21 protein-coding genes and 1 other RNA gene are annotated in these 26,942 nt (G+C 67.9%); 1 reads left to right on the forward strand and 21 read right to left on the reverse strand.

The annotated features are described in order from the left end of the window. Positions 1–63: 63 nt before the first annotated feature. The gene (locus AC1RP5_RS17035; RefSeq protein WP_493112442.1) at positions 64–471 is read right to left on the reverse strand and encodes a YjiS-like domain-containing protein; all 408 of its coding nucleotides are present in this window, start codon (positions 469–471) and stop codon (positions 64–66) included. A gap of 211 nt (positions 472–682) precedes the next feature. On the opposite strand from AC1RP5_RS17035, the gene AC1RP5_RS17040 reads away from it, so the two are divergent. After that, positions 683–2,692 (forward strand): aminopeptidase P family protein, encoded by a 2,010-nt coding sequence (locus tag AC1RP5_RS17040; RefSeq protein WP_493112443.1) that lies wholly within the window; start codon positions 683–685, stop codon positions 2,690–2,692. 13 nt (positions 2,693–2,705) lie between these two features. Here AC1RP5_RS17040 and ligA read toward each other — a convergent pair whose 3' ends face one another. The 20 genes from ligA to rnpB all read right to left on the reverse strand — a co-directional run bounded on the left by ligA (position 2,706) and on the right by rnpB (position 26,939). Next, complete coding sequence (ligA, locus tag AC1RP5_RS17045; protein ID WP_493112445.1) at positions 2,706–4,874, reverse strand: NAD-dependent DNA ligase LigA; 2,169 nt, start codon at positions 4,872–4,874, stop codon at positions 2,706–2,708. A 10-nt stretch (positions 4,875–4,884) separates the two neighbouring features. Continuing rightward, complete coding sequence (gene recN, locus AC1RP5_RS17050; RefSeq protein ID WP_493112446.1) at positions 4,885–6,558, reverse strand: DNA repair protein RecN; 1,674 nt, start codon at positions 6,556–6,558, stop codon at positions 4,885–4,887. Between the two features lie 9 nt (positions 6,559–6,567). Beyond that, positions 6,568–7,386: an outer membrane protein assembly factor BamD gene (locus AC1RP5_RS17055; RefSeq protein ID WP_493112448.1), complete on the reverse strand. Its 819-nt coding sequence runs from the start codon at positions 7,384–7,386 to the stop codon at positions 6,568–6,570. Positions 7,387–7,494: 108 nt separating this feature from the next. Further along, positions 7,495–9,264, reverse strand: coding sequence for a cell division protein FtsZ (gene ftsZ / locus AC1RP5_RS17060; protein ID WP_493112449.1), 1,770 nt, complete (start codon positions 9,262–9,264; stop codon positions 7,495–7,497). Between the two features lie 149 nt (positions 9,265–9,413). Then, positions 9,414–10,649: a cell division protein FtsA gene (gene ftsA, locus AC1RP5_RS17065; protein WP_493112451.1), complete on the reverse strand. Its 1,236-nt coding sequence runs from the start codon at positions 10,647–10,649 to the stop codon at positions 9,414–9,416. Between the two features lie 41 nt (positions 10,650–10,690). Beyond that, positions 10,691–11,572, reverse strand: a complete 882-nt coding sequence (locus AC1RP5_RS17070) for a cell division protein FtsQ/DivIB (protein ID WP_493112453.1) — start codon at positions 11,570–11,572, stop codon at positions 10,691–10,693. Then, positions 11,569–12,498 carry a D-alanine--D-alanine ligase gene (locus AC1RP5_RS17075; RefSeq protein ID WP_493112454.1) on the reverse strand — a complete coding sequence of 310 codons (930 nt, stop codon included), beginning with the start codon at positions 12,496–12,498 and terminating at the stop codon, positions 11,569–11,571. The genes AC1RP5_RS17070 and AC1RP5_RS17075 overlap by 4 nt, the downstream gene beginning before the upstream one ends. Beyond that, positions 12,498–13,421 (reverse strand): UDP-N-acetylmuramate dehydrogenase, encoded by a 924-nt coding sequence (gene murB / locus AC1RP5_RS17080; RefSeq protein WP_493113386.1) that lies wholly within the window; start codon positions 13,419–13,421, stop codon positions 12,498–12,500. The genes AC1RP5_RS17075 and murB overlap by 1 nt, the downstream gene beginning before the upstream one ends. Beyond that, the gene (gene murC, locus AC1RP5_RS17085) at positions 13,421–14,896 is read right to left on the reverse strand and encodes a UDP-N-acetylmuramate--L-alanine ligase (protein WP_493112456.1); all 1,476 of its coding nucleotides are present in this window, start codon (positions 14,894–14,896) and stop codon (positions 13,421–13,423) included. The genes murB and murC overlap by 1 nt, the downstream gene beginning before the upstream one ends. Next, positions 14,893–16,011, reverse strand: coding sequence for an undecaprenyldiphospho-muramoylpentapeptide beta-N-acetylglucosaminyltransferase (gene murG / locus AC1RP5_RS17090; RefSeq protein WP_493112458.1), 1,119 nt, complete (start codon positions 16,009–16,011; stop codon positions 14,893–14,895). The genes murC and murG overlap by 4 nt, the downstream gene beginning before the upstream one ends. Further along, positions 16,011–17,138 (reverse strand): FtsW/RodA/SpoVE family cell cycle protein, encoded by a 1,128-nt coding sequence (locus tag AC1RP5_RS17095; protein ID WP_493112460.1) that lies wholly within the window; start codon positions 17,136–17,138, stop codon positions 16,011–16,013. Before AC1RP5_RS17095 ends, murG begins: the two co-directional genes overlap by 1 nt. Continuing rightward, the gene (gene murD, locus AC1RP5_RS17100) at positions 17,135–18,523 is read right to left on the reverse strand and encodes a UDP-N-acetylmuramoyl-L-alanine--D-glutamate ligase (RefSeq protein ID WP_493112462.1); all 1,389 of its coding nucleotides are present in this window, start codon (positions 18,521–18,523) and stop codon (positions 17,135–17,137) included. Before murD ends, AC1RP5_RS17095 begins: the two co-directional genes overlap by 4 nt. Positions 18,524–18,527: 4 nt before the next feature. Continuing rightward, the gene (gene mraY / locus AC1RP5_RS17105) at positions 18,528–19,619 is read right to left on the reverse strand and encodes a phospho-N-acetylmuramoyl-pentapeptide-transferase (RefSeq protein ID WP_493112463.1); all 1,092 of its coding nucleotides are present in this window, start codon (positions 19,617–19,619) and stop codon (positions 18,528–18,530) included. Between the two features lies 1 nt (position 19,620). Then, on the reverse strand, positions 19,621–21,027 hold the full coding sequence (locus tag AC1RP5_RS17110; protein WP_493112464.1) for a UDP-N-acetylmuramoyl-tripeptide--D-alanyl-D-alanine ligase: 1,407 nt from the start codon (positions 21,025–21,027) through the stop codon (positions 19,621–19,623). Further along, a complete protein-coding gene (locus AC1RP5_RS17115; protein ID WP_493112466.1) occupies positions 21,024–22,493 on the reverse strand; it encodes a UDP-N-acetylmuramoyl-L-alanyl-D-glutamate--2,6-diaminopimelate ligase in 1,470 nt (489 codons plus the stop codon). The genes AC1RP5_RS17110 and AC1RP5_RS17115 overlap by 4 nt, the downstream gene beginning before the upstream one ends. A gap of 4 nt (positions 22,494–22,497) precedes the next feature. Beyond that, a complete protein-coding gene (locus AC1RP5_RS17120; protein WP_493112468.1) occupies positions 22,498–24,363 on the reverse strand; it encodes a peptidoglycan D,D-transpeptidase FtsI family protein in 1,866 nt (621 codons plus the stop codon). Further along, on the reverse strand, positions 24,360–24,911 hold the full coding sequence (gene ftsL / locus AC1RP5_RS17125; RefSeq protein ID WP_493112469.1) for a cell division protein FtsL: 552 nt from the start codon (positions 24,909–24,911) through the stop codon (positions 24,360–24,362). Before ftsL ends, AC1RP5_RS17120 begins: the two co-directional genes overlap by 4 nt. Beyond that, positions 24,908–25,855, reverse strand: coding sequence for a 16S rRNA (cytosine(1402)-N(4))-methyltransferase RsmH (gene rsmH, locus AC1RP5_RS17130; protein WP_493112471.1), 948 nt, complete (start codon positions 25,853–25,855; stop codon positions 24,908–24,910). The genes ftsL and rsmH overlap by 4 nt, the downstream gene beginning before the upstream one ends. After that, a complete protein-coding gene (locus AC1RP5_RS17135) occupies positions 25,852–26,331 on the reverse strand; it encodes a division/cell wall cluster transcriptional repressor MraZ (protein ID WP_493112473.1) in 480 nt (159 codons plus the stop codon). The genes rsmH and AC1RP5_RS17135 overlap by 4 nt, the downstream gene beginning before the upstream one ends. A gap of 214 nt (positions 26,332–26,545) precedes the next feature. Then, positions 26,546–26,939: RNase P RNA component class A (gene rnpB, locus AC1RP5_RS17140), an RNA gene on the reverse strand. Positions 26,940–26,942 lie beyond the last annotated feature (3 nt).

Raw genomic sequence — 26,942 nt, forward strand, 5'->3', positions numbered from 1 at the left:
AAAACGAAAGGGCCGGCTTTCGCCGGCCCTCGTACGCTTACGCTTACGCTACGCTACAATCGGCTACGCCGCGCGGCGCAGATTCTGGTTCGCCGCGGTGACCTGTCCGGGGACATGGTCGAACTCGGGGGTCGCACCCTCGGCGGCTTCACGGACCGCGAAGTTGATGTCCGCCCGGCACAGGCCGAGGTCGGACAGTTCGCGGTCGGACATGCGGTGCAGCTGGGCCTCGGCGGCACGCAGCTTCAGGTCGGCTTTGAGGCCCGCGGTGAGACGGCCGTACTGGCGGCCGAGCCACAGGATCGCGTCACCGATGCCGTTCGCCAGCAACTCCGCACGCGCGTAACGGGCGCGCAGCTCGAGCAGGTGACGATCATCGATGGTGAAGCCGAACTTGGAATTCGCGTTTCCCCCCGCCGGCGCAGTTTCGCTGGTCAGATCCTTAAAGGTCCGAATCGGCTGGGTCATCATGAGTCTCTCCTTCTATTGTGCGGCGCGATAGTCGATGCTGCACCGCACCAAGCAAATATAGAGCCTTGAGTTACAACAATAAGTGCAGACCTTGAAGGTTCGATATGCACTGGACGCATGACGCACCATATTTTAGCATTTCGCACGTGCGAGCGAACAAAAATTGCTCAATTTGCGCGACCCATTTACCGCGCGTAGGGTCGACCGCATCATGAGTGCCGCTCCCGACGACGTTCTCGCCCTCCTCCGCAAGCGCGGCCGCGCCACCGACCCCGTCGCGCTCGATGCGCTGATGCGCGGCGTGGCCGCCGCCCCCGAAAGCCTGTCCGGGCCGGAATGGGTCGAGCTGGTCGACCCGGCGCCTGATGCCGAATTGACCAAAGCTCTGTCTGCCTGGCGGGCAGAGCTGGCCGCCGGCGACGACGGGCTGGAGGCGAGCCCCGCGCCCGCCGCTCGGTTGGCCGACCTTCGTGCCGAACTGAAGCGTCGCGGCCTCGACGGTTTCGTCGTGCCCCGTGCGGACGAGCATCAGGGCGAGTACGTGCCGCGCCGCTCCCAGCGGCTGGGCTGGCTGACCGGTTTCAGCGGCTCGGCGGGCCTTGCCATCGTGCTGGCCGACCGCGCCGCGATCTTCATCGACGGTCGCTACACCCTCGCCGTCCGCGATCAGGTCGATGTCGCGGCCTTCGAGCCGCACCAGATTCCCGAGCAGTCGGCCGAACAATGGATCGCCGACAACCTGCCCAAGGGCGGCAAGCTCGGCTTCGATCCCTGGCTGCAGACCGCCGACGGCTACGACCGCTTCGCGCGCGCCTGCCAGCGCGCCGGCGGCAGCTTCGTGCCCGTTGAATCCAATCCCGTCGACACGGTGTGGCGCGGCCGCCCGCCGGCCCCGCTCGCGCCCGTCCTGCCGCATCCCGTCGAATTCGCCGGCGAGACCAGCGAGAGCAAGCGCGCGCGCATCGCCTCGATCCTGTCGAGCAAGAACGCCGACGTCGCGCTGATCACCGCCCCCGATTCGATCGCCTGGCTGCTGAACGTGCGCGGCGGCGACGTCCCACGCACGCCGTTCGCGCTGGGCTTCGCACTGATCCATGCCGACGGCCATGTCGATCTCTACATGGATCGTCGCAAGATCCCCGATCGCACCGTGTCCTGGCTGGGCAATGCCGTGACCCTGGCGCCGCCCGAGGAACTGGGCAGCGCGCTCGACATGCTGGGCAAGATGGGCAAGCGCGTCCTGGTCGAGACCTCGACCGCGCCTTACTGGGCCGCGACACGCCTGCAGGCCGCCGGTGCGACGCTGGTCCGCGACGCCGACCCCATCTCGCTCCCCAAGGCCTGCAAGAACGCCGTCGAACTCGAAGGCATCCGCAGCGCCCATCGCCGCGACGGCGCCGCCGTCAGCCGCTTCCTGGGCTGGCTCGACCAGAAGTCGAGTGCCGGACGCTTGCGCGAGATCGAAGTGTCGGATCGCCTGCAGGCGCTGCGGGAAGAGACCGGCAAGCTGCGCGACCTCAGCTTCGACACCATCTCAGGTGCCGGTGCCAACGGCGCCATCGTCCATTACCGCGCCTCCGAGGCGACCGAACGCACGCTTGAGCCCGGCAGCCTCTATCTGGTGGATTCGGGCGGCCAGTATCGCGACGGCACCACCGACATCACGCGCACGGTCGGCGTCGGCACGCCCTCGCCCGAGATGAAGGATCGCTTCACGCGCGTCCTCAAGGGCCATATCGCGCTGGCCTGCGCGCGTTTCCCGGTCGGGACGACGGGCTCGCAGCTCGACGTGCTGGCGCGTTATGCGCTGTGGCAGGTCGGCCTCGACTACGACCACGGCACCGGCCACGGCGTCGGCGCGTACCTGTCGGTGCATGAAGGCCCGCACCGCATTTCCAAGATGCCGAATTCGGTCGCGCTGCAGCCCGGCATGATCGTCAGCAACGAGCCCGGCTACTACAAAACCGGTGCCTACGGCATCCGCATCGAGAACCTCGTCGCGGTGAAGGAGGTCGAGATCGAAGGCGCCGACCGGCGCTATCTCGAATTCGAGACGCTGACCCTGGCGCCGATCGACCTCGCGTGCATCGATCGAACACTACTGACCGACGCCGAGCGTCAGTGGCTGAACGACTATCACCAGCGCGTGCGCGAGACGGTGGGACCAACCGTCGACGAAGCGACGCAGACCTGGCTGGCCGAGGCGACGCGCGCGATTTAGCGCGGCGGACCCTCTACTCGCTGAGCTTCACCCACTCTTCCTCGGTCATCGTCTGGATGCCGAGTTCAGCGGCCTTGCGCGCCTTGGAGCCGGCATTCTCGCCGACGACGACGAGGCTGGTCTTCTTCGATACCGAATCGGTGACCTTTGCGCCCAGGTCCTCGGCGCGCGCCTTGGCGGCGTCGCGGGTCATGGTCGACAGTTCGCCGGTGAAGACCACGATCTTGTCCTTGAGCTTGGCGTCCGCCGCGATCACGCGACGCTGCACCGACTGGACCTCGAGCTGCTTCAGCAGATCCCGGATGATCTCGACATTGTGTCCTTCGCCGAAGAACGCGCACATCGCGTCCGCCGTCGTGACGCCGATCTGCTCGATGTTGCAGAGCCGGCCGTAGCTCGGCCCGACGGTCTCGACCGCCTTCTCCTTCTTCGCGGGATCTGGATGCGCCTCACGCTCCTTCACCGCGGCCAGCATCTCGGCCAGCCAGGTGTCAGCATCGCCGTATTCCTGCGCCAGGATCTTGGCCGTGGCTTCGCCGATCAGCGGGATGCCGATGGCGTTGATCAGCCGATCGAGTGAAATCGTGCGGCGGGCCTCGATGGCGGCGAGCAGGTTGCGTACCGATGTGTCGCCCCAGCCCTCGCGCTTCCTGATGTCGCGTTCGTGCTCGGCCAGCCGGAAGATATCGCCCGGCACCTTGAGCAGCCCGTCGTTGAAGAAATTCTCGATGTGCGTGCCACCCAGCCCCTCGATGTCGAAGCAGTTACGTGACACGAAGTAGCGCAGCCGCTCGACCTGCTGGAACGGGCACTCCAGGCCTCCGGAGCAGCGCCGCACGACGCCGCCCTCCTCGGCCTTCACCTCGGTCTTGAGCGGACAGGGGCAGTGCGTTGGGAAGTGATACTTCTTCGCGTTCTTCGGCCGCTCGTCGGCCACGAAGCCCAGTACTTGCGGGATCACGTCGCCGGCGCGCTGGATCGTGACCATGTCTCCTACACGCACATCCAGCCGCTCGATCTCGTCGGCATTGTGCAAGGTCGCACGCCCCACCATCACGCCGCCCACGTTCACCGGCTCGAGATCGGCGACCGGCGTCAGCGCGCCGGTGCGGCCGACCTGGATGTTGATGCCGTTCAGCCGTGTCCGTGCCTGCTCGGCCGGGAACTTGTGCGCCGTCGCCCAACGCGGCGCGCGACTGACGAAGCCCAGCCGCTCCTGCCAGTCGATGCGGTCGACCTTGTAGACGACGCCATCGATGTCATAGGGCAGCGACGGCCGCTCCTCGCCGATCTTCTTGTAGAAAGCCCGCACCTCGTCCGGTGTTCGGCACAGCTCGGTGAGCGGGTTGGTCTTGAATCCCCAGGCCTTCAGCAGCTTCAGATATTCGCTGTGCGTCTTCCACGAGCGCGGCTCGGCCTCGCCCCAGGCATAGGCGAAGAAGCGCAGCGGACGCTTCGCGGTGATGCTGGCATCGAGCTGACGCAGCGATCCGGCGGCGGCATTGCGCGGATTGGCGAAGGTCTTCTCCTCCGCTTCCTCCTGCCGCTTGTTCATCTCCTGGAACGCCGAGCGCTCCATGTAGACTTCGCCGCGCACGTCGATCGACTTGGGGAGCTTGTCTTTCCCGTGCGCCTTCAAGGTGTGGGGGATGTCCTTCACGGTCTTGAGGTTGGCCGTGACGTCCTCGCCCGTCGTGCCGTCGCCGCGCGTCGCGCCCTGCACGAACTCGCCGTCCTCGTAGCGCAGGCTGATTGAGAGACCATCGATCTTCGCCTCGCAGCTGAACGCGATCTCGTCGTCGGCGCCGATATTGGTCTCGCGCTCCAAGCCGCGGCGCACGCGGTCGAGGAATTCCTGCAGCTCCTCGTCGGTGAAGCAGTTGTCGAGCGACAGCATCGGCCGGCGATGCGTCACCTTGGCGAACGCCGTTGTCGGCGTCGGTGCGACCCGCTGCGTCGGGCTGAACATGTCCACGATTTGCGGGAATTTCGCCTCGATCGCCTTCAGCCGCTGACGGAGCTTGTCGTACTCGGCATCGGAGATCTCCGGCTCGTCCTTCTCGTGATAGAGCTTATCGTGGTGGACGATCTCTTCGGCCAGCCGCTTGTGCTCGGAGCGACCCTGACGCTCCGTCAGCTTGTCGACCTCGAGCGCCGCCACGACCTTCGCCGCACGGGACATTGCCGTCTCCCTAACCTGCTGTCGCCAGCAGGCGGTCGGCCGCGGCGCGCGCCTCGACCGTCACTTCCGCGCCTGACAACATGCGCGCGATCTCCTCGCGGCGGCCCTTGGCGTCGAGCGCCAGCACGTCGGTGCTGGCCGCCGTGCGCGTCGTGGTCTTGCGGATCAGCCAATGACGGTCCGCCACCGCAGCAACCTGCGGCGAGTGCGTGACCACGAGCACCTGCACATCCTTCGCGAGCCGCTTCAGCCGCTCACCGACGGCCGCGGCCGTGGCGCCGCCGATGCCGGAATCGACCTCGTCGAACACGATGGTCGGGGCGTCGCCCACCTTGGCCAGGCAGACTTTCAGCGCCAGCAGAAAGCGCGAGAGTTCGCCGCCCGACGCGATCTTGGCGATCGGCGCCGGCGGCGCGCCGGGATTGGTCGAGACAGTGAACTGCACGCGATCCGTGCCGGCGGCGGACCAGTCCGCCTCAGGCAGCGCCGCAACTTCGGTGACGAACTTCGCGCGTTCGAGCTTGAGCGGTGCCAGCTCGGCGGCCACCGCCTTATCGAGCTTGGCGGCCCCCTTGCGCCGGGCAGCGGCCTGCGCCTCAGCGGCCGTCACATAGGCCGCGCGTGCCGCCTTTGAGGCCGCCGCCAGCTTCTTCAGCCCCGCCTCGCCATCGTCGAGAGCCGCAAGCTGGGCCGAGAATTTCTCCGAGAGCGCCGCCAATCCAGCCACGGCGACGTTGTGCTTGCGCGCGAGGGCCCGCAGCGCAAACAGCCGCTCCTCGATCTTCTCCAGGCGGGACGGATCGAATTCCAGCGTATCGCGGGCCATCTCGAGCTGCGCCTGCGCCTCCGTGGCTTCGCTCAGCGCCCGGTCGAGCGCCGCCAGCGGTGCGTCGAACCGGCCCGCGGCCTTGTCCGCGTTGCGCTCGATCAGGCGATGCGCCGTGCGGAGGCTCGTCACGGCGCCGCGGCCCTGCTCCAGCTCGCTGAGCGCCTGCGCCACCGCCTCGCCCAGCGCGCTGCCGGCGCGCATCAATTGCCGCTCGCCCGCCAGCGTTTCCTCGTCGTCGGCCTTGGGCGCCAGTGCGTCGAGCTCCTTCACCGCATGTCGCAGGAATTCCTCGTCGCGCCGCGCCGCTTCGGCCGTCGCCAGCGCATCGGCATGCGCCTGCTCGGCCGTGCGCCATGCGGACCACGACGAGGTGACAGCGGCGGCCTGCTTTTCGAGACCGGCAAAAGCGTCGAGCGAGGCGCGATGGGTCACGGTGTCGAGCAGGCCGTGCTGGTCCATCTGGCCCTGGATCTCGACCAGCGTGTCGCCGAGCCGGCGCAGCAGCGCGACCGAGGCCGGCTGGTCGTTGACGAAGACGCGGCCACGGCCGTCGGCGCCGATCATGCGCCGCAAGGTCAGCACGTCCTCGCCGTCGAGCCCCTGCTCGGCGAGCACCGCGCGGGCCGCGTGGTTGCGCGGCAGGTCGAAGGACGCCGCGATGGAAGCCTGGGCAGCACCCCGACGCACCACGCCAGATTCAGCGCGCGCGCCCAGCGCGAGGCCAAGCGCGTCGATCAGGATGGATTTGCCCGCGCCGGTCTCACCAGTCAGCGCACCGAGGCCGCCGGCATGGGCAAAATCGAGGTCGAGTTTCTCGATCAGCACGAAGTCGCGGATCGAGAGGGTAGCGAGCATGCCGGGCGGTCAGAAGAGGCTGGAGAACCAGCCGCCCTTCTCGTCGGCCGGCCGAGTGCCCTCGCCGGTCATCAGGAAGTAGCTGTCCTGGTACCAGTCGCTGCCAGGGAAGTTGTAGCCGAGGACGGCCGCGGCCTCCTGGGCTTCACTCTTCACGCCGAGCGACAGATAGGTTTCGACCAGACGATGCAGCGCCTCCGGCACGTGCGTCGTCGTCTGGTAGCGTTCGATCACCACGCGGTAGCGGTTGATGGCGCCGACATACTGCTGGTTCTTCTGATAGTAGCGGCCGACCGCCATCTCCTTGCCGGCGAGATGGTCGATGCAGAGTTCGACCTTGAGGCGCGCATCGCGCGCGTACGGCGATTCGGGGAAGCGCTTCACGACCTCGGCCAGCGCGTCGAGCGCCTGCTGCGTGATACGCTGGTCGCGGCCGACGTCTGAGATCTGCTCATAGAAGCAGAGCGCCTTCAGGTAGTAGGCGTAGGGCAGATCGCGGTGGCCGGGATGGAGCTGGATGAAGCGGTCGAGCGCGATGATGGCTTCGTCGTACTTGTTGGACTGGTAATAGGCGAAGGCGGCCATGATCTGCGCCTTGGTCGCCCAGACCGAATACGGATGCTGGCGATCGACTTCCTCGAAGCTCTTGGCGGCCGTCTTGTATTCCTGCTGGCCGAGTGCATCGAGGCCTCGATTGTAGAGCTGCTCGACAGGCCGCTCGACGTACTTGTCGTCGTCCGAGCCGCATGCGGAGAGGCCGAATGCCGCCAACGACAGCGCCAGCCCCGCGATGATGCGCCTGCCCTTACTCACAACAACCTTCGACATGTCCCATCCAGTAAAACTTCGGCCCGGCGCGTTATATCACGCGCCTGCGAAAAAAAGAGGGGCCGACGGCCCCTCAAGAAGATGCGTGGGATAACTGAATTTCCTGCGTCAGTTGGCTTGCCGCCGCAGGAAAGCCGGAATTTGCAGGTCGTCGTCATCGCGCGCAGGCTTGGCGCGCTCCGTGACGTCCAGGCTGATCGAGGTCTGGACCGGCGCGGGACGCGAAACCGGTGCCTTCGGCGCTACCGCGACGACATTTTCAGGCGCCGGGCGGGCGACCGGCGGCTCGGTCGGGGCCGGAGCCGCTGCCGTGGCACCAGCCTTCGGCGCCGAGAAAGCGCCGGTGATGCGCTGGAACAGGTTCGGCGCACGGCTGTCGGTCGCCGGGCGCGCGGCCATCGGTCGCGCAACGGGTTCGGCCCGGACCGGGGCCTTCGCCGTCGACGGGCGGCTGATGCGCCAGTCGTTCTCGTCGACCAGCGGACGCTGCGGTGCTGCGGCCGGCGCGGGCGCCTGGACGGGAGCCGGAGCGACTGCAACGGGAGCCGGGATCGGCGCGGGCGCCGGAGCGACAGGCGCCGCTTCGATCGCAGGAGCTTCCATGACGGGAGCCTCGACCGGCGCCTCGTAGACGGGAGCCGGCGTCGGCATCGACGCCATGATCGGGGCGGCCGGAGCCGCAACGGCGACCGGAGCCGGCGCAACGACCGGCGGGGCCGGCGGTGCAACCGCAACCGGCGGCGCGACAGGAGCCGCGGGCATCACCGGCGCGGGCGCTGCCACGGCAGCAGCCGGCATGGCGACACGTCCGACCGGCGGCGCGGCCGGACGGCTGAGCGCCGGCTGGCCCGTCTGGATCGGGCGGTTCATGTCGAGCGACAGGTAGTTCGGCGCGGGTTGCTGCGCGGCCATCGCGGCGATACCGGTGGCAACCACCGAAACGCGCATGCGGCCGTCCATCGTCGCGTCGAAGGTCGAGCCGAAGATGATGTTGGCGTCGCCGTCGACTTCCTCGCGAATACGGTTCGCCGCTTCGTCGACTTCGTGCAGCGTCATGTCGAGGCCGCCGGTGATGTTGATGAGCACGCCCTTGGCGCCCTTCATCGAGTGATCTTCCAGCAGCGGGTTGGAGATCGCCGACTCCGCCGCGACGCGGCTGCGATCCGGACCTTCCGCCTCGCCCGTGCCCATCATCGCCTTGCCCATCTCGCCCATGACGGTGCGGATGTCGGCGAAGTCGAGATTGATGAGACCCGGCATGACCATCAGATCGGTGACGCCGCGCACGCCCATGTGCAGCACGTCGTCGGCCATCTTGAAGGCGTCGGCGAACGTCGTCTTCTCGTTGGCGATCTTGAACAGGTTCTGGTTGGGGATGACGATCAGCGTGTCGACAACCTTCTCCAGCTCCGTGATGCCCTGCTCGGCCGACTGCATGCGGCGGCGGCCTTCGAAGTGGAACGGCTTGGTGACGACGCCGATGGTGAGGATGCCCTGCTCGCGCGCAGCGGCGGCGATGACGGGCGCCGCACCGGTGCCGGTGCCGCCGCCCATGCCGGCGGTGACGAACACCATGTTGGCGCCGTCGAGAAGCTGGAGGATTTCGGGGAGCGCCTCTTCGGCGGCCTGACGGCCGACTTCAGGACGGGCGCCAGCGCCGAGGCCCTGGGTGATGGTGATGCCGAGCTGGACGCGCCGGTCGGCGAGCGACTGACTGAGCGCCTGCGAATCGGTGTTCGCGACGATGAATTCCACGCCTTCCAGCGCGGCACTGATCATGTTGTTGACGGCGTTTCCGCCCGCGCCACCGACTCCGACGACGGTAATGCGCGGCTTAATCTCGGACTCCGTCTGAGGGAGACTGAGGTTGATTGTCATTCGGCTTTCTCCACGCAAACGAGGGGTTATCTGCTCGGAGCAACGGCGTGGGCCTCCTGTTTTGTCAGAAACCCTTCACCGCCACCGGCTTTTTCTTGTCGTTATGTCTATAGCCTGTGGGATTTGCCTTATCCCGCACAACATATTGCCTAAAAGTTATCTCTAATCCAACTGCCAATCCGGCCGATACGACTCGCGGGCACTTCGTTCGACGCCGGTTGCGCTTGCGCGACGGCGTGATTCTGGAGAGCGAAGGAGAGAAGTCCGGCGGCCGCAGAAAATGCAGGCCCGCCAGTCGAATCGGCGAGTCCCGCGAGACGGAGCGGCGCGCCGGTGCGAACCTTCTTGTTCAGAATCGCGGCGGCCACCTCGGGCACGCCGTCGAGCTGACAGCCGCCGCCGACCAAAACGGCGCGTCCACCGGCCAACTTATCCACACCGGACGCTTCGAGTCGGCTGCGCACGAGCTCGAATGTCTCCTCAACTCGCGGACGAATGATGCCGACGAGAATCGAACGCGGGATGTGGTTGGGCCGCGTGCGATCCTCTTCGCCGATCAGCGGCACGTCGATGATGTCGTATTCGTCGTTGGGCTTGATCACGGCACGACCGATCTGAGTCTTCATCCGCTCTGCATGCGCGACCGGTGTCGACAGGCCACGGGCGATGTCGCGGGTCACGTGTTCGCCGCCGACCGGGATCGAATCGACGTGAACGAGGTGGCCTTCATAGAATACGGCGATCGATGTCGTACCGGCACCCATGTCGATCAGGGTCACACCAAGGTCACGCTCGTCGGAGACCAGCGAGCTGAGGCCCGCGGCGTGGGCGGCGACCACGCGGTCGGCGATCTCCAGATGGGCGCGGCGCACGCAGACCTGCAGGTTGCGCATCGCGCCGCTGGCGGCGGTCACCAGATGGACATCGACGCCCAGGCGCTCGCCGAACATGCCACGCGCGTCGCGGACCGGCGTACCGTCGACCGTGTAGCCGATCGCGGCGGAATGGATGATGTCGCGGTCGGCGGTTTCGGCGGGCAGCTGGATGTGCTGCTGGACGCGGCGGACGTCGCGCTCGCCGATCTCGTGATGGCCGATCGCCACTTCGAGGCTCTGATTGTGCGAGGCGGCCGACCCGCCGCTCACGCCCACGATGACGTCGCGGACCTGCTCGCCGCACATCTCTTCCGCGGTCGACACCGCCGAGGAGATGGCGCGGGTTGCCGCTTCCATGTCGACGATGTTGCCGGAGCGCATGCCAAGCGCGGGCTGGTGGCCGATGCCGACGACCCGTAGTCCCTGCCCGTCGACTCTCGCGACGAAGCACACGACCTTGTTCGTACCTATGTCGAGCGCTGCAATGACGCCATTTCTCGTCTTCGCCACGATGTCCCCCGTCTACGCGTACTCTCGCGAGTTTTTAGATTCTACGCTGGCCCCGGCGTCGCGTCGCCTGGATTGCGCTTTCTGAGATAAAGTTTATCGGGCAGTCGCAGATCGACGACGCCGAATTCACGCGACAGCAGCTTCTGCTGTCCGTCGAGCTTGGCGAGATGCTGGAGGGCCGCGACGGCGTCCTCCTCCGGCAACCAGATCTCGACACCATTGTTCAGGATCAGATTCCAGCGGCGCTGTCCGACCCAGACGGCGGAGCGAAGCTGTTGCGCCACGGTCGGCTCGTAGGTGAGCAGCAGCAACAGGTCGCCGACATGGTCGGGCGCACCCGGACCGCCCAGCAGCAGCAGCTTTTCGGCGCCCGGCGGCATCCGGCTCGCCCGCACGGTGCGACCGTTGGCATCGATCAGAGTGTACTCGCTGCCGTTCTGCCAGATCGCGACGGCGCGGCGTTCCTTCATCGTGACATAGAGCGTGTCCGGCAGGCGGCGCTCGACCGTCGCCCATTCGACCCAGTCGATCGCCTCGAGCCGCTTGCGCGAGGCTTGCAGGTCGATGCCCAGCAGCGAATCACCCCGGCTGACGTTCAGCGCCGCCAGCAGGTCGGCGCGCTCGACGTAATCGCGGCCCTCGACCGTGACGTCCGCCAGCTTGAACGGCGTGATGGCGCCGACGACGCTGCGGGAGATCGAGTCGAACTGGTTCTGCGCCTCAACCAGCCAGCCCTCGCGCCAGGCCCACCAGCCGCCCCCGCCGCCGCAGCCCAGCAACAGGACGATGGCGCCCAGCAGCACCGGCTGCTTCCAGAACGGGCGGCCGGTCTTGCGGACGGGCCCGCGCTTCTTGCGGCGGTCGTAGTCGCGGCGCGGCGCGGCGCCGGCCTTGGGGGTGGTCGTCTTCTTGGTGGCGCTCACGACGGGTGCCTCGCATGGTCGACCATCCAGGTCATGAGCTGCGACCAGGAAATACCGGCCCACTTGGCCTGCTCCGGCGCCAGCGACAGCGGCGTCATGCCGGGCTGGGTGTTGATTTCCAGGATGACCAGGCCCGAGGTCCCCGGCAGCGAGTCGTCCCAGCGGAAGTCCGCGCGGCTCAAGCCATTGCAGCCGAGTTCCTGATACGCCGCGAGCGCCCATTGCTTGGCGGTCTCGTAGACTTCCTCGGGAACCGGCGCCGGCACGAGATGCTCGGTGATGCCGTCGGTGTACTTGGCCTCGTAGTCGTAGAAGCGGGTGCGCGGCCTGAGCTCGGTGACGGCGATCGGCTTGTCGCCCATCACCGCGACCGTGAGTTCACGGCCCGGCACGAACTTCTCGACCAGGACGCGCTCGCCGAACGCGGCCTCGGCGGCCTCGACCGCCGCCAGGTTATCGCCGTCACGCACGATATGGACGCCGATGCTCGACCCCTGGTCGATCGGCTTCACGACATAGGGACGCGCCATGGGATCGCCGGCGGCGAGCGAGCGGCGCTCGATCACCTTGCCGTCGGCGACGCGCAGGCCGAGCGACGCAAAGATGTGCCGCGCCAGCGGCTTGTCCATCGCAATGGCCGAGGCGAGCACACCGGAATGCGTATAGGGCACCCGCATGATCTCGAGGACGCCCTGGATGCAGCCATCCTCGCCGTAACGGCCGTGCAGGGCGTTGAAAACGACATCGGGGCCGCCGCCGTTCGCGGGCCGCAGGAAATCCACCAGGGCGCGCAGATCGCGCTGCACGTCGTATTCGATCACCTCGTGACCGCCCTCGCGCAGCCCCTCGGCGCAGGCCTTGCCGCTCACCAGCGAGACTTCGCGCTCGGGCGACCAGCCGCCCATCAGGACTGCAACGCGCTTCATTACTCTCTCCCCGCCGGCTCGCCGATGCGCCGGATCTCCCATTCGAGCTGCACGCCGGTCTTCGCCAGCACGCGCCGCCGCACTTCCTCGCCCAGCGCCTCGATGTCGGTCGCCGTTGCGTCGCCGAGATTGATCAGGAAATTGCAATGCTTCTCGGAAACCTGCGCCTCGCCGATGCGCAGGCCGCGGCAACCGGCCTGATCGATCAGCTCCCAGGCCCGCTGGCCCGGCGGATTGACGAAGGTCGAGCCGCCGGTTCGGCTGCGCGGCTGCGAGTCCGTGCGGGCGGTGTCGATGTCGGCGATGCGGCGGGCGATGGCGAGCTGGTCGCCCGGCGTCCCGCGCAGGCGCGCCGAGGTGAAGATCCAGTCGGCCGGCGCATCGCTGTGGCGGTAGCGGTAGCCCATCGCGCCTGCCGGCACGACATGGACCTTGCCCGCGCGATCGACTGCCTCGGCCGAGAGCAGAACCTGCGCAAGATCGCCTTCATAGGCGCCGGCATTCATGCGCAGCGCGCCGCCGATCGTGCCGGGGATGCCGCTCAGGAATTCGAGGCCGGCCAGCGCATGGTCGCGCGCCATCAACGCGACGTTGAGATCGAGCGCGCCGGCGCCAGCCACGACCTCATGCCCTTCGACGGTAATGTCGGTGAAGCCGCGCAGGAGGCGGATGACCACGCCCTTCACGCCGCCGTCGCGCACCAGGATGTTGGAGCTGACGCCCAGGACCGTGACCGGCACGTCCGACGGCAGGCCCGCCATGAAGCTCGCGAGATCCTCGACATCGGCCGGCCGGAACAGGACCTCGGCCGGACCACCCGCGCGCAGCCAGGTCTGCGGACCGAGCGGCGCGTCGGCGGTCAGCCGTCCGCGCGGCCTGGGCAGCCGGTCGATCAGGTGGGGCGTCGAGGTCGGCAGGGCCATCATGCAGCCGATCCGCTGTGGGGGCCCGAATCGTTGGCGATGGCGCGCGGGCCGGCATGCTCGGCCGCGAGCTGCTGGATCTGGCCGGGCAGCGCGTGCGCCCAGGCGGTGATGTTGCCCGCGCCGAGGCAGACCACGACGTCGCCCGGACGCGCAACCTGCCAGATCATTTCCGGAAGCTCGCCCGGCCCGCCGAGCGGCGCCACGTCACGATGGCCGGCGCGCTGCACTAGGCCCACCAGCATATCGCGATTGACGCCTTCGATGGGCGCTTCGCCCGCCGCATAGACATCGGCGATGATCACGGCATCGGCGTCGGAGAAGCAGGTCGCGAACTCGGCCCGCAGCGCGCCGAGACGCGAATAGCGATGCGGCTGCATGACGGCGATGACCCGGCCCGACCCACCGTAGGCCTGGCGCGCGGCACGCAGGGTGACCGCGATCTCGACAGGATGATGACCGTAATCGTCGATCACCGTGATGCCGTGAGCCTCGCCGGTCTTGGTGAACCGCCGCTTCACGCCACCGAACGACGTCAGCGCGCGACGGATCGTGTCATCCGGCAAGCCCATCTCCTGCCCCACGGCGATGGCGGCCAGTGCATTCTGGACGTTGTGCTGGCCGAACATCGGCAGGCGCATGCCGGTGATGATGCGCGATTCGTTGGTGGCGCGGTTCTCGACCATGACGTCGAAGTCGGCGCCGCCGCGGTCGAGCTTGAGGTTGATGGCGCGCACGTCGGCATTGGCGCCGATGCCGTAGGTGATGATGCGGCGATCGGCGATGCGCGGGATCAGCGCCTGGACCTCGGGATGATCCGAGCACAGCACGGCGAAGCCGTAGAAAGGAATGTTCTCGACGAAGCGCACGAAGGCGTCGCGCAGCGCGTCGAAGGTGCCGTAATGGTCGAGATGCTCAGGATCGACGTTGGTCACCACGGCAATGGTGGCCGGCAAGCGCAGGAACGAGCCGTCGGATTCGTCGGATTCGACCACCATCCAGTCGCCCTCGCCCAGGCGGGCGTTGGTGCCGTAGGCGTTGATGATGCCACCGTTGATGACCGTCGGATCTAGGCCGCCGGCATCGAGCATGGAGGCGACCAGCGAGGTGGTCGTCGTCTTGCCGTGCGTGCCGCCGACCGCGATCGACCACTTCAGGCGCATCAGCTCGCCCAGCATCTCGGCGCGGCGCACGACTGGCACGTGGCGCGTGCGCGCGGCGAGGACCTCGGGATTGTCCTTCTTGACCGCGCTCGACACGACCATGACCTGGGCGTTGCCGACATTCTCGGCGCGATGACCGATCATCACCTTCATGCCGAGTTCGGCGATGCGGCGCGTGTTGGCGCTTTCGGCGACGTCGCTGCCCTGCACCTTGTAGCCGAGATTGTGCAGCACCTCGGCGATGCCGGACATGCCGATACCGCCGATGCCGACGAAGTGAATGAGACCGAGATCGAGCGGCAGCGCCCTCATGTGGCGACTCCTGACGACGAAAGAGGAAGGGAGATCATTTCACCCACGACATCCGCCAGCTTGGCCGCCGCATCGGGACGGCCGGCGGCATGAGCGGCCGAGGCCATCGCGGTCAGGCGCTCGGGCGCTTCGATCAGCGCCGTGAGATGGTCCAGCAGGGCGGCGGCGGTGAACGATGCGTGGGGCAGGACGATGCAGGCGCCCGTCGCTTCGAAGGCGCGGGCGTTGGCGGTCTGGTGATCGTCGGCGGCATAGGGATACGGCACGAGGATCGAGGGCCGGCCGATCGCGGCCAACTCGGCCACGGTCGAGGCGCCGGAACGGCCGATCACGAGATGCGCCGAAGCGATGCGGCGCGGCAGGTCCTCGAAGAACGGCGCCAGCTCGGCGACGACACCGGCCTTCACGTAGCTGGTGCGCACGCGGTCGATGCTCTCGGGCCGGCACTGCTGCACGATGCGCAGCCGCGCCCGCATCGCCTGCGGCAGGGCGAGAACGGCTTCCGGGATGACCTCGCCGAACGAGGCCGCGCCCTGGCTGCCGCCGAACACGAGGAGATCGACCACCCTGCCCTCGGCCGGCGCCCGATAGGGCTGGTCACGCAGCGCGCGCACGGTCTCGCGCACCGGATTGCCGACGAGATGCGCCCGCGCGTCGCCGTCGAGATAGCGCGTGCGGGCGAACGAGGTGGCGACGCGCTCCGCACCACCCAGGACGAGACGGTTGGCGCGGCCCAGCACGGCATTCTGTTCGTGCAGTGCCGCCGGCAGGCGGCGCAGCCGGGCGGCGATCATGGTCGGCACCGAGGCATAGCCGCCGAAGCCGACCACCGCCGACGGTCCGATGCGGCCCAGTGCCCGCCAGGCGTCGAACAGGCCGAATGCGAGCGAGAACAGCGCCAGCGCCTTCTTGGCCATCGAGCCGGTGGGGCTCGCCGAGTGGATATAGTGGATCGGCCGGCGCGACAGGGCACCCTGCCACTGACGGCCACGCGAATCGGTCACCAGCGTGAACGGCACGCCGCGCGCCTCGAGCTCGCCGGCCAGCGCCTCGGCGGGGAACACATGCCCGCCAGTGCCGCCGGTCGCGAGGACAACGGGGCGCACTGCCGCCATCAGACGGCCTCCCTCAGACCGGCATGTTCGCGCGTCAGCGACAGCAGCATGCCGACGCAGATCGCCATCGCGAGCGCCGACGAGCCGCCGTAGGAGATGAACGGCAGCGTCATGCCCTTGGCCGGGATGAGCTGGATGGTCGAGGCCATGTTGATGGCGGCCTGCAGGCCGAACTGAACGGCGAGGCCGGTCGCCGCCAGGGTGATGAACAGGCTGGTCTCCTTCGAGGCGCGTGACATCGAGCGCAGGGTCACGAAGGCGAACAGGCAGAGGATCATCAGGCAGACGATGAGGCCGAATTCCTCGCCGGCGACCGCCATCACGAAGTCGGTATGGGCGTCGGGAAGCTGCGCCTTCACCGTGCCCTCGCCCGGGCCGCGGCCGAACAGAGAGCCGTTCATGAAGGCTTCGAGCGAGGTGTTGACCTGGTAGTTGTCGCCCGACGACGGATCGAGGAAGCGGTCGAAACGGCTACGCACGTGGCTGAACAGGAAGTAGGCGCCGACCATGCCGCCCGCGCCCGCCGCCGCGCCGAAGCCCGCGACCCACATCGGCAGGCCGACGACGAAGAGCTGGATGGCCCACACGCTGGCCACGACGACGCTCATGCCGAGGTCGGGCTGCATCACCAGCAGGGCCAGCACGCCGCCGACCAGCACCGTCGACAGGAGATAGCCGGGCGCCCGCCGCTCGGTGCGGCTCTGCGCCAGCAGCCAGGCCGAGATCACCGCGAGACTGGGCTTCACGAATTCCGACGGCTGCACGCTCGACAGGCCGGGCACCGAAATCCAGCGCCGCGCGCCCTTGATTTCGATGCCGATCACGAAGGTGGCGGCCAGCAGCAGGATACTGCCGCAGAAGACCAGCAGCGCCAGTCGCCGCACGTGGCGCGGCGATGCCAGCGAGATCGACAGCATGACGAGCAGCGCCAGCGGCAGGAACATGAACTGGCGCTTGGCGAACAGGAAGGAGTCGGCGCCGATGCGCTCGGCGGCCGGCGGCGACGCCGCGAGCGTCAACATCACACCGAAGGCCATGATCGCCATGATCGCGCCCAGCGACCAGCGGTCGACGGTCCACCACCATTGTCCGATGACACTGCGATCGTCGCGCGGAACCTGGATCACGCGGCCCTCCCCAAAACCTCGGCCCCCGGCAGCGCCCGCGCCATGGCACGGAACGCATCACCCCGGTGTTCGTAACTCTTCCACTGATCCCACGACGCGCAGGCGGGCGAGAGCAGGACCACGGCAGGCCCCTTCGCCTCGCGCTGCGCCAGCGCATGGGCGGCATCGAGCGCCGACTGGAGATCGCCGCAGCGGCTGTAAGGCAGCTTTCCGTCGAGCTGGCCGGCGAACAGCTCCGTCGCCTCGCCGATCAGGAAGGCATGACGGATGCGGTCGAAGTACGAAGCGAGCAGCGCCACGCCGCCCTCCTTCGCCTGGCCGCCAAGGATCCAGTAGATGTCGTCGTAGCTCGACAGGGCGCGCGCGGTCGCATCGGCGTTCGTGGCCTTGCTGTCGTTGACGTAGACGACGTTGCCGACGGCGGCGACGCGCTCCTGGCGGTGGGGCAGGCCGGGATAGCTGCGCAGGCCGGCGACGATCGCCTCTCGCGGCACGTCGAGCCAGCGGCAGACCGCCCAGGCGCAGGCAGCATTCTGGGCATTGTGGTCGCCCGGCAGGGTCGGCACGTCGGCGAAGTCGACCGTGTAGCCGTCGGCATCGACCAGCATGCCCGCGCGATAGGAAACGCCGCCGGCAACCGGCCGATCGAGCGCCACGGGAACGCAGGCGATGCCGACGCGCGCCGCGACTTCGTACGCGACCTCGCGCGACGGCTCGTCCTCGGTGCCGATCACGGCACAGTCGCCGGCGCGCTGGCGGGCGAAGATGTTCTTCTTGGCCGCGACGTAGCCCGCGAGATCGCCGTGCCGGTCGATATGGTCGGGCGTGATGTTGAGCCAGACGGCGACGTCGGCGCGAAAGGTCTGCAGCAGCTCGAGCTGGTAGGACGACAGTTCGAGCACGTAGAGACCGCCCTTGCCGAGCGGATCGAGATCGAGCGCGCCGCGGCCGATATTGCCGCCGACTTCGCAGCGCAGGCCGGCCTGCTTCAGGATGTGCCCGATCAGCGCCGTCGTCGTCGATTTGCCGTTGGTGCCGGTGATGGCGATGAATGTCGCCTCGGGCTGTGCGCGGGCCAGCAGCTCGACATCGCAGATGATCGGCTTGCCGGCGGCGCGCGCCGCGACGGCGACGGGATGCGGTACGGGAAACGTGCTGGGAATGCCCGGGCTGATGACGAGGGCGGCGATGCCCGACCAGTCGATGGTCGCCGGATCGGCGACGCGGGCGCCTGCTTGCGCCGCCGCGTCACGCGACGCGGCATTGTCGTCCCAGGCGACGCAGTCGATCCCGGCCGCCCGAAAAGCGCGCACGGTCGCCAGGCCGGAGCGCGCGAGCCCCAGCACGACGAACGACGAGCCTTTCAGGATGGCGAGATCGATCATGCGCTCACCGCAGCTTCAGGGTGGCAAGGCCGGCCATCGCCAGGATGGCGGCGATGATCCAGAAGCGGAAGACGATGGTGGGCTCGGCCCAGCCCTTCTGTTCGAAATGATGATGCAGCGGCGCCATGCGGAAGACCCGCTTGCCGGTCCACCTGTAGGACAGGACCTGCACGATCACCGACACCGTTTCGAGCACGAACAGGCCGCCCACGATCGACAGCACGATCTCGTGCTTGGTGACGACCGCGACCGCACCCAGGGCGCCGCCGATGGCCAGCGATCCGGTGTCGCCCATGAACACCATGGCGGGCGGCGCGTTGAACCACAGGAAGCCGAGGCCGGCGCCGACGAGTGCCGCCAGCAGCACCGCCAGCTCGCCCGAACGCGGCACGTGATGGAGGTAGAGGTAGTTGGTGAGGATCGTGTTGCCCACGACGTAGGCGATCAGGCCGAACACCGCCGAGGCCATGATGACCGGGCCGATGGCCAGGCCATCCAGACCGTCGGTCAGGTTGACGGCGTTCGAGGTGCCGGCGATCACCAGCACGCCGAATGCGATGAAGCCGACGATGCCCAGCGGGATCAGCACGTCCTTGAGGAACGGCACGGCGAGCTGGTAGCGCAGCGGCGCCGGCGAGGCCTGGGCGATCAGGTAGACCGCGATGCCGGAGGCCGCGACCGTGAGCGCGAGCTTGATCTTGCCCGGCACGCCCTTGGTGTTGCGCTTGGTGACCTTCAGGAAGTCGTCCCAGAAACCCACCGCGCCGAAGGCCAGCGTGACGCCGAGCACGATCCAGACGTAGCGGTTGGTGAGATCGGCCCACAGCAGGGTGGCGACCGAGAGCGTGATCAGGATCAGCAGCCCGCCCATCGTCGGCGTGCCCTTCTTGGTCATCAGATGGCTGGCCGGACCGTCGTCGCGGATCGGCTGTCCCTGCTTCTGCTTGCTGCGCAGCCAGCGGATCAGCACACCGCCGATCAGGAAGCTCAGCACCAGCGCCGTGAGGAACGCCGCGATCGAGCGGAACGTCAGGTAACGGAACAGGTTGAACGGCGTGAAGAGGTCCGCCAGCGGATAGAGAAGATTGTAGAACATCCTAGCGTCCCGCCTCGCCGCCGCTGGCCGCCACGATCGCGTCCACGACGATTTTCATTTTTGAACCCAACGAACCCTTCACCGCGACCACGTCTCCTGCCTTGAGCGCCGCCGCGAGTTCGCCCGCGAGCGACGCCGAATCCGGTCGATGCGCCCCGCGCTGCGACGGCGCCAGCTTCTGCCACAGGGCCTGCATGTGCGGGCCACACAGGAAGACCTGCGTGGCGCCGCTCGCGGCCACGGCGTCAGCGAGGCCGGCGTGATAGCCGTCCGCGCCCTCACCCAGCTCGCGCATGTCGCCCAGCACCAGCATGCGCCGGCCGCCAGCCTGCGGCTCGATCCGCGCGAGGACCGCGAGCATCGCCCGCACCGAAACCGGGTTGGCGTTATAGCTCTCGTCCAGCAATTCGATCGTGCCGCTGCCGAACTTCAGCATGCGGCGCGCGCCACGACCGGGCGATGCCTTCACGCCGGCCAGGACCGCCGCCGCCGTCACGACGTCCGCACCGAGCGCCTCAACGACGGCCAGCGCGCCGATGCTGTTCAACACCCAATGCTCGCCTGCCGCGCCCAGCCGATACTCGATCCTGCGACCGTGGATCAAGGCTGCAACATCACTGCCGGAATCATGCAGGTCGCACGAGACAAGACGGGCCTCTGCAGCCTCGCTGCGACCGAAGCCGACGATGCGGGAAACGCCGAAATCGAGGGCTTTTCCGACGAGGCGCTCGTAGTGGTGGCTGTCGCGATTGAGCACGGCCACTGCGCCTTCCGCCATGCCGGCGAACAGGCAGCCCTTCTCGTCGGCGACCGCTTCCTCGCTGCCCATGTGACCGATATGGACCGGCCCAACATTGGTGACGATGCCGACATGCGCCTCGACCTGGCGAGCGAGCGGCTCGATCTCGCCGGGATGGTTCATGCCGATCTCGAACACGCCGTACTGCGCATCGCGCGGCAGACGCGCGAGACTGACCGGCACGCCGACATGGTTGTTGTAGCTCGCGACGCTGGCCGAGGTCGGCGCCTGCGCCGACAGCATCGCCCGCAACGCATCCTTGGTGCTGGTCTTGCCGACCGAACCGGTGACGCTGGCGATGCGCGCCTTGCTGCGGCGGCGTGCGGCGCGGCCGAGTTCGGACAACGCCTTCATCGTGTCGGGCACACGCACCAGCGTGCCCTTCGCGCCCTCGACGTCGCGCGACACGACCGCGGCGGCCGCGCCACGCGACAAGGCATCGGCAACGAAGCCGTGGCCATCCGTCGTCTCGCCGCTCAGCGCGAAGAAGAGATCGCCCTTGCCGACCGCGCGGCTGTCGAAGGTCACGCCCTCGGCTTCGAACGGCCCGGTGATCGAAGCCGCCGTCAGCGCCGCCTTCACTTCGTCGGAAGTCCAGAGCGCGCTCATGCAGCGCCTCCGGCGAGCGCGCGCGCCTCTTCGGCATCGTCGAAATGATGCGTGACGCCCTTGATCGTCTGGCCGGTCTCGTGGCCCTTGCCGGCGATCAGCAGCAGGTCGTCGGCGCTCGACAGCGCCTCCATGCCGGCAGCGATCGCGGAGTGCCGGCCGTTGGCGATCTCGATCCAGTTGCGACGGTCCTCGGCGATGCCGCCCAGGATTTCTGCGCGGATGGCGGCCGGTTCCTCGCTGCGCGGATTGTCGTCGGTCACGATCGTGAGGTCGGCCAAGCGCGTGGCGATCTCGCCCATCACCGGACGCTTGGCGCGATCGCGGTCGCCGCCGCAGCCGAACACCACGACGAGCTTGCCGCGCGCGAAGGGCCGCAAGGTGCGCAGCACCGTCTCAAGCGCCTCGGGCTTGTGGGCGTAATCGACGTAAACGGCAGCGCCGGAGCGATGGCGGGCCACGAGCTGCAGACGGCCGGGTGCGCCGGTCAAATGGGCAAGAGCCTCGACCGCGCGCGCTGGATCGCCGCCTGTCGCAACGACGAGGCCGAGCGCCGCCAACGCGTTCGAGGCCTGGAAACCGCCGACCAGCGGCAGCTCGACCTCGTGACGCGTGCCCATGACTTCCAGCACGAGGCGCTGACCGGCCGGCGTCGGATCGTCGGCGAGCAGGCGGAACTCGGCACCCTTCGCACCGTAGGTCCAGAAGCGGATGCCGCGCTGCCGGCAGATCGCGCCGAGCGCGTTGGCACGATCGCTGTCGGCATTGACGACCGCCGTGCTGTTCGGCGGCAGCAGCACTTCGAACAGGCGCGCCTTGGCCGCGAAGTAGGCGTCCATCGAGCGGTGATAGTCGAGATGCTCGTGCGTCAGGTTGGTGAAGGCCGCCGCCGACAGGCGCAGGCCGTCGAGACGGGACTGGTCGATGCCGTGGCTCGAAGCTTCGATCGCGAGATGCGACACGCCTTCGCGCGCCAGGGTCGCCAGGTCCTCGTGAAGCTGCACCGGGTCGGGCGTCGTGAGGCCGCCGTCGCGCACGAGGCCGGGCGACACGATGCCCAGGGTGCCGACGCTCGCCGCCTGCAGGCCCATCCGCTCCCAGATCTGGCGGACGAAATGCACGGTCGAAGACTTGCCGTTGGTGCCGGTGACGGCGGCGATGGTCGCGGGCTGGAGGCCGGCGAAGGCCGAGGCCATCAGCGCCACGCGGCGGCGCGGATTGGCGTCGCGCAGGACGGTAATGCCGGGATCGAGCGGCGGCAGCACCGCATCGGGCGCCGCCAGGATCGCGATGGCGCCGCGCTTCACCGCATCGGTCACGAAAGCCGCGCCGTCGGCACGCGCGCCCGACAGGGCGGCGAAGAGATAGCCCGGCTGGACCTTGCGCGAGTCGAGCGTCAGTCCGGCAAGAATGGGATCGCGCGGCAGCGCGGAAGAGGTCGCGGTTGCGTCGGCGCTCCGTGCCATGAGCTCACTCAGACGCAACGCGGCGCACTCCCGGACCGGGGGCAGCCGCCGTCTGACCGGGAGCCGGACGAACCGGCAGGGCCTTGCGATGATCGCCGGGCGAGCGACGCACGCTCGCGGGAACGACCTGCGACGGCACGACGGGAGCCGGCACCGGCGTCGAGGCGATCTCGATCGGCGGCAGCCCTTCCTTCAGGTCGCCCGGCAGGATGCCGTAGAGCGACACGATCTGTTCGATGATGACCTTGACCGACGGTGCGGCGACCCAGCCGGCCGTCGCGTAGCCGCCGGTCTCCGGCAGGCCCTTCGGCTCGTCGAGCGAGACGATGACGACGAACTTCGGATCGTTCATCGGAAACATGCCGACGAACGAGCTGATCAGCGACTTCTGGCGATAGCCGCCACGGCCCGGCTTCTCGGCCGTTCCGGTCTTGCCGCCGACCTCGTAGCCCGCGACGTTGGCGTTCTTGCCCGTGCCCTCGACGACGTTCAGGCGCAGCAACTGGCGCACATTGACCGAGGTTTTGGCCTGAATGACGCGGCGGCCCTTGTCGCTGGCGGCGGTGCGCTTCACCAGCGAGGGCTGATAGAGGATGCCGCCGTTGACCATCGCCGCCGAGCCCATCGCGAGATGCAGCGGTGTCACCGAAATACCGTGACCGAACGCGATGGTCATGGTGTTGATCTTCATCCAGTGCCGCGGCCACAGCGGCGAGGCGACTTCCGGCAGTTGCGTCGAGACGGGCTTCAGGAAGCCGATCTTGTCGAAGAAGGCGCGCTGGCCCTCCGGGCCCATCACGTCGACCGCCATCTTGGCCGAACCGATGTTCGACGAGAACTTGAAGATTTCCGGAATCGACAGCGGCCGACGCTGGGCGTGGTCGTCGTTGATCGTGAAACGGTCGATCTTGATCGGCGACGTGGCGTCGAACACGCTGGTCATCGAGGCCTTGCCCGAGTCCAGCACCATCGCCGTGTTGAAGATCTTGAAGGTCGAGCCTTGCTCGTAGACTCCGAGGGTCGCGCGATTGAACAGCGCCTCGTTGGTCAGCGTGCGGGTGCTGTTGGGGTTGTAAGTGGGCAGCGACGCCATGGCGAGGACCTCGCCATTGGTCACGTCCATGACGATCGCGGTGGCGCCGATCGCCGAGAACTTCTGGACCGCGCGCGCAAGCTCGCGCTCGACCATGCGCTGCAGGCGCAGGTCGATGGAGAGCTGCAGGGTCTCGCCACTCTGGAGCTGCTGGTCGAAGAAGCGCTCCGTGCCGGCCAGGCCCGCATTGTCGACGCTGGCATAGCCCAGGATGTGCGCCGCCGCGGTGCCCTGCGGATAGATGCGCCGCTCCTCGGCCTGGAACTCGAGGCCCGGGATGCCAAGGCGATTGACGAGATCGTGCTCGCGCGGGCTGAGGCCGCGCTTGATCCAGACGAAGGTGCGGTCGCCTTCCAGCTTCTCGCGGACGTCGTCGTACTTGAGGTCCGGCAGCGCCGTCACGATCTTGCGCGCCGCTTCCTGCGGATCGATCAGCAGGTGCGGATTGACGAAGGCCGACATCACCGGAACCGACGTCGCCAGCACGGCGCCGTTGCGGTCCACGATGTCGGCGCGCTCGGACTGGATCGAGCCGCCGCGGGCCGCGACGCGCTGCGTCGGCTCGGCGCCGTCGCGCAGCAGCGACACGTAGCCCATGCGAAGGCCGACGGCGGTGAACGCCAGGCCGAAGATCACCGAGGCGATCACCAGCCGCTGGCGGGCCGTCTCCTGGGCGTCACCCTTCAGGCGATCCTGGGGCGAGCCGTAACGCGCGCCGGCCGCCGCGTTTGCCGCGGCGGCCGGTTCGGGCGAGGCAGACTTGCGCCACAGTCTCACCGTGAACCCTCTTCTTTTCGCGAGAGGATGTCATCGATGGAGACAGCCGCGCTCTGGCCGTCGCCAACCGGACCCGATGTTGCCGGCTCTTGTATCTGGGCCGGTCGAGGGGGCGTCGTGGGTCCGGAGGTACGCTTGGAAAGGGGTGCGGAGGCCGGCGAGGGGCTGCCGGCCTCCGCTGCGACGCGTCCACCACCGGGCAAAGTCGACGAGGGGACGTCGTTGCCCGTTCGTGGGGGGGAAGGGAGTGGTGGATCGCGTCGCGGGGGGACAGATTCGGGTTTGAGTTGCTCCAGTCGGACGACCTGCTTGATGGAGGCCGACTCGAGTTTGAGATGCTTCTGCGCGAGCACTTCGATGCGCTCGGATTCGTTCAGGTGAGCCCATTCGACCCGCAGGATGTGCGTGGCCTGCTGGCTCTCGATGATCTTCTGGTTGGTGCGGTCGATACGCTCCTCGAGGTCCTGCACCTTGTACTTCACGGTGAACAGGCCCACCGCCGTGGCGACGGCGACGACCGACCAGAACAGGAGTCCGCGGTGGATCATGCGCCACCTCCGACTCCGAGCTTCTCTGCGACACGCAGGCGGGCCGAACGGGCGCGCGGATTGCCCGCGACTTCCTCGTCGGAGGGAAGCACAGGCTTGCGCGAGAGATCGCGCAGGGTCGCGGTCCGTTCGCCCGCGCTCGGCGGCGCATGGCGCGACGGGCCGGGCGTGCGACCGGCGCGGGCCCGCACGAATTCCTTCACGGCGCGGTCTTCCAGCGAATGGAACGACACGATCGCGAATCGGCCGCCCGGCGCCAGCACCTGCTCGGCAGCGGCAAGACCGCGCTCGAGCTCGCCCAACTCGTCGTTCACGGCGATGCGCAGCGCCTGGAAGGTGCGCGTGGCGGGATCGCTTTCGTCCCTGCCCTGCGGGCCGACCGCGCGACGCACGATCTCGGCCAGCTCGCCGGTGGTCTCTATACGCTTGGCGCGGCGCGTCTCGACGATGCTGCGCGCGACGCGACGGCTGCGACGCTCCTCGCCGTAGCGCCAGATGATGTCGGCGAGTTCGGTTTCGTCGGCGCCGTTCACGAGATCGGCGGCCGACTGGCCGTTCTTCTCCATGCGCATGTCGAGCGGACCGGAGGCGCGGAAGGAGAAGCCGCGATCGGCCTGGTCGAACTGCATCGACGAGACGCCAAGATCGAGCGTCACGCCGTCGACGTCTTCAACGCCCTCGGCGGACAGAAGCTCGGCCATGTCGCCAAAGCGGCCTTCGATCAGACGAAGGCGCGGTGCATAGCGCTCGGCCAACGCCTGGCCTGCGGCAATGGCGTCAGGATCGCGATCGATGGCGATCACCTGGCAGTCGGCGCGATCGAGCATCGCGGTCGTGTAGCCGCCGGCACCGAACGTGCCATCGAGATAGCGGCCGCCGTCGCGCGGCTGCAATGCGTCGACGACTTCACGCGCCATCACCGGAATGTGGCGAGCGCCGCTCATGCGTCGCCTCCACTCAGGTTACGCACGAACGCCGCCATCTTCTCGCGCTCGGCATCGCGACGCGCCTGCCAGCGGGCGGGATTCCAGAGCTGGAACTTCTCGACCTTGCCGACCAGCATGACGCCGTCGGTCGCATCGAGCGTTTGGGTGAATTCGGCCGGCATCGTGAAGCGGCCATCGGGTTCCAGCGAAACGGTGCGGGCGCCGGCCGACAGATAACCCGCCGGATCGAACGCCTCGTCATCGAGGGCGACCTTCAGCGAACCCTTCGGGCCGAGCGCTTCGGCGCGCAGGCGATCCAGCATCGCGTCGAAGCCCGCGCGCGAGTTGCCGTTCACCAAACCGGGAATCGTGGGGGAGTGATAGAGCACGAACGCGCCGCGATCGTCCGCAGGCAGCTCGTCGCGAAAAGCGGCGGGCAACAGAACCCGGCCTTTCTTGTCCAGCTTGATCAGGATCTCGGACCGGAATGCCACGGCCCATCTCCCCTCTAGACCCGCTGCAGGTGCCCCACGCCCCTGCGTCGTCTGTTACACGGGATACAATGGGATACCATGGGAAACCCCGGGATGCAATTATCAAAGCCAAGAATCCACAAGGAATCTGAAAGGCTTAGACACAACATCTATTGTGCGCTTGCACCATGCAAACGCAAGGGGTTGTAGAAGCGACTCGTGTTGCGGAATGAAAAGGGTCAGACGGCCTGTAAGCCGGGTTCTGTCCTCACTGCCCGAGGGCAGCGATGGATGGCCATTCCTCTGGGACGCCCGTTACCGAGCGCCTCGCGCGACCGACCCGGGCGACGTCGCGGAAACACCGCTGCCGGTTGCCCGGCGTGTCGCCCCTATTTGGTCTTGCTCCCGGTGGGGTTTGCCATGCCGCTTCCGTTGCCGGTCGCGCGGTGGGCTCTTACTCCACCGTTTCACCCTTACCGGCCTGGCGAACCAGGCAGGCGGTCTGTTTTCTGTGGCACTTTCCCTGGGGTCGCCCCCGCCGGACGTTATCCGGCACCGTGTCTCCGTGGAGCCCGGACTTTCCTCACCCACACGGTTGCCCGTCCGAGTGCAGCCATCCAGCCGTCTGACCC

This window comes from Reyranella sp. GW821-FHT12G01, assembly GCF_058806575.1.

Bases quoted from the DNA above. Each gene is read 5' to 3' on its own strand.
- AC1RP5_RS17035 (WP_493112442.1), bottom strand. From the start codon at position 471: ATGATGACCCAGCCGATTCGGACCTTTAAGGATCTGACCAGCGAAACT.
- AC1RP5_RS17040 (WP_493112443.1), top strand. From the start codon at position 683: ATGAGTGCCGCTCCCGACGACGTTCTCGCCCTCCTCCGCAAGCGCGGC.
- ligA (WP_493112445.1), bottom strand. From the start codon at position 4,874: ATGTCCCGTGCGGCGAAGGTCGTGGCGGCGCTCGAGGTCGACAAGCTG.
- recN (WP_493112446.1), bottom strand. From the start codon at position 6,558: ATGCTCGCTACCCTCTCGATCCGCGACTTCGTGCTGATCGAGAAACTC.
- AC1RP5_RS17055 (WP_493112448.1), bottom strand. From the start codon at position 7,386: ATGTCGAAGGTTGTTGTGAGTAAGGGCAGGCGCATCATCGCGGGGCTG.
- ftsZ (WP_493112449.1), bottom strand. From the start codon at position 9,264: ATGACAATCAACCTCAGTCTCCCTCAGACGGAGTCCGAGATTAAGCCG.
- AC1RP5_RS17075 (WP_493112454.1), bottom strand. From the start codon at position 12,498: ATGAAGCGCGTTGCAGTCCTGATGGGCGGCTGGTCGCCCGAGCGCGAA.
- murB (WP_493113386.1), bottom strand. From the start codon at position 13,421: ATGGCCCTGCCGACCTCGACGCCCCACCTGATCGACCGGCTGCCCAGG.
- murC (WP_493112456.1), bottom strand. From the start codon at position 14,896: ATGAGGGCGCTGCCGCTCGATCTCGGTCTCATTCACTTCGTCGGCATC.
- murG (WP_493112458.1), bottom strand. From the start codon at position 16,011: ATGGCGGCAGTGCGCCCCGTTGTCCTCGCGACCGGCGGCACTGGCGGG.
- murD (WP_493112462.1), bottom strand. From the start codon at position 18,523: ATGATCGATCTCGCCATCCTGAAAGGCTCGTCGTTCGTCGTGCTGGGG.
- mraY (WP_493112463.1), bottom strand. From the start codon at position 19,619: ATGTTCTACAATCTTCTCTATCCGCTGGCGGACCTCTTCACGCCGTTC.
- AC1RP5_RS17110 (WP_493112464.1), bottom strand. From the start codon at position 21,027: ATGAGCGCGCTCTGGACTTCCGACGAAGTGAAGGCGGCGCTGACGGCG.
- AC1RP5_RS17115 (WP_493112466.1), bottom strand. From the start codon at position 22,493: ATGGCACGGAGCGCCGACGCAACCGCGACCTCTTCCGCGCTGCCGCGC.
- ftsL (WP_493112469.1), bottom strand. From the start codon at position 24,911: ATGATCCACCGCGGACTCCTGTTCTGGTCGGTCGTCGCCGTCGCCACG.
- rsmH (WP_493112471.1), bottom strand. From the start codon at position 25,855: ATGAGCGGCGCTCGCCACATTCCGGTGATGGCGCGTGAAGTCGTCGAC.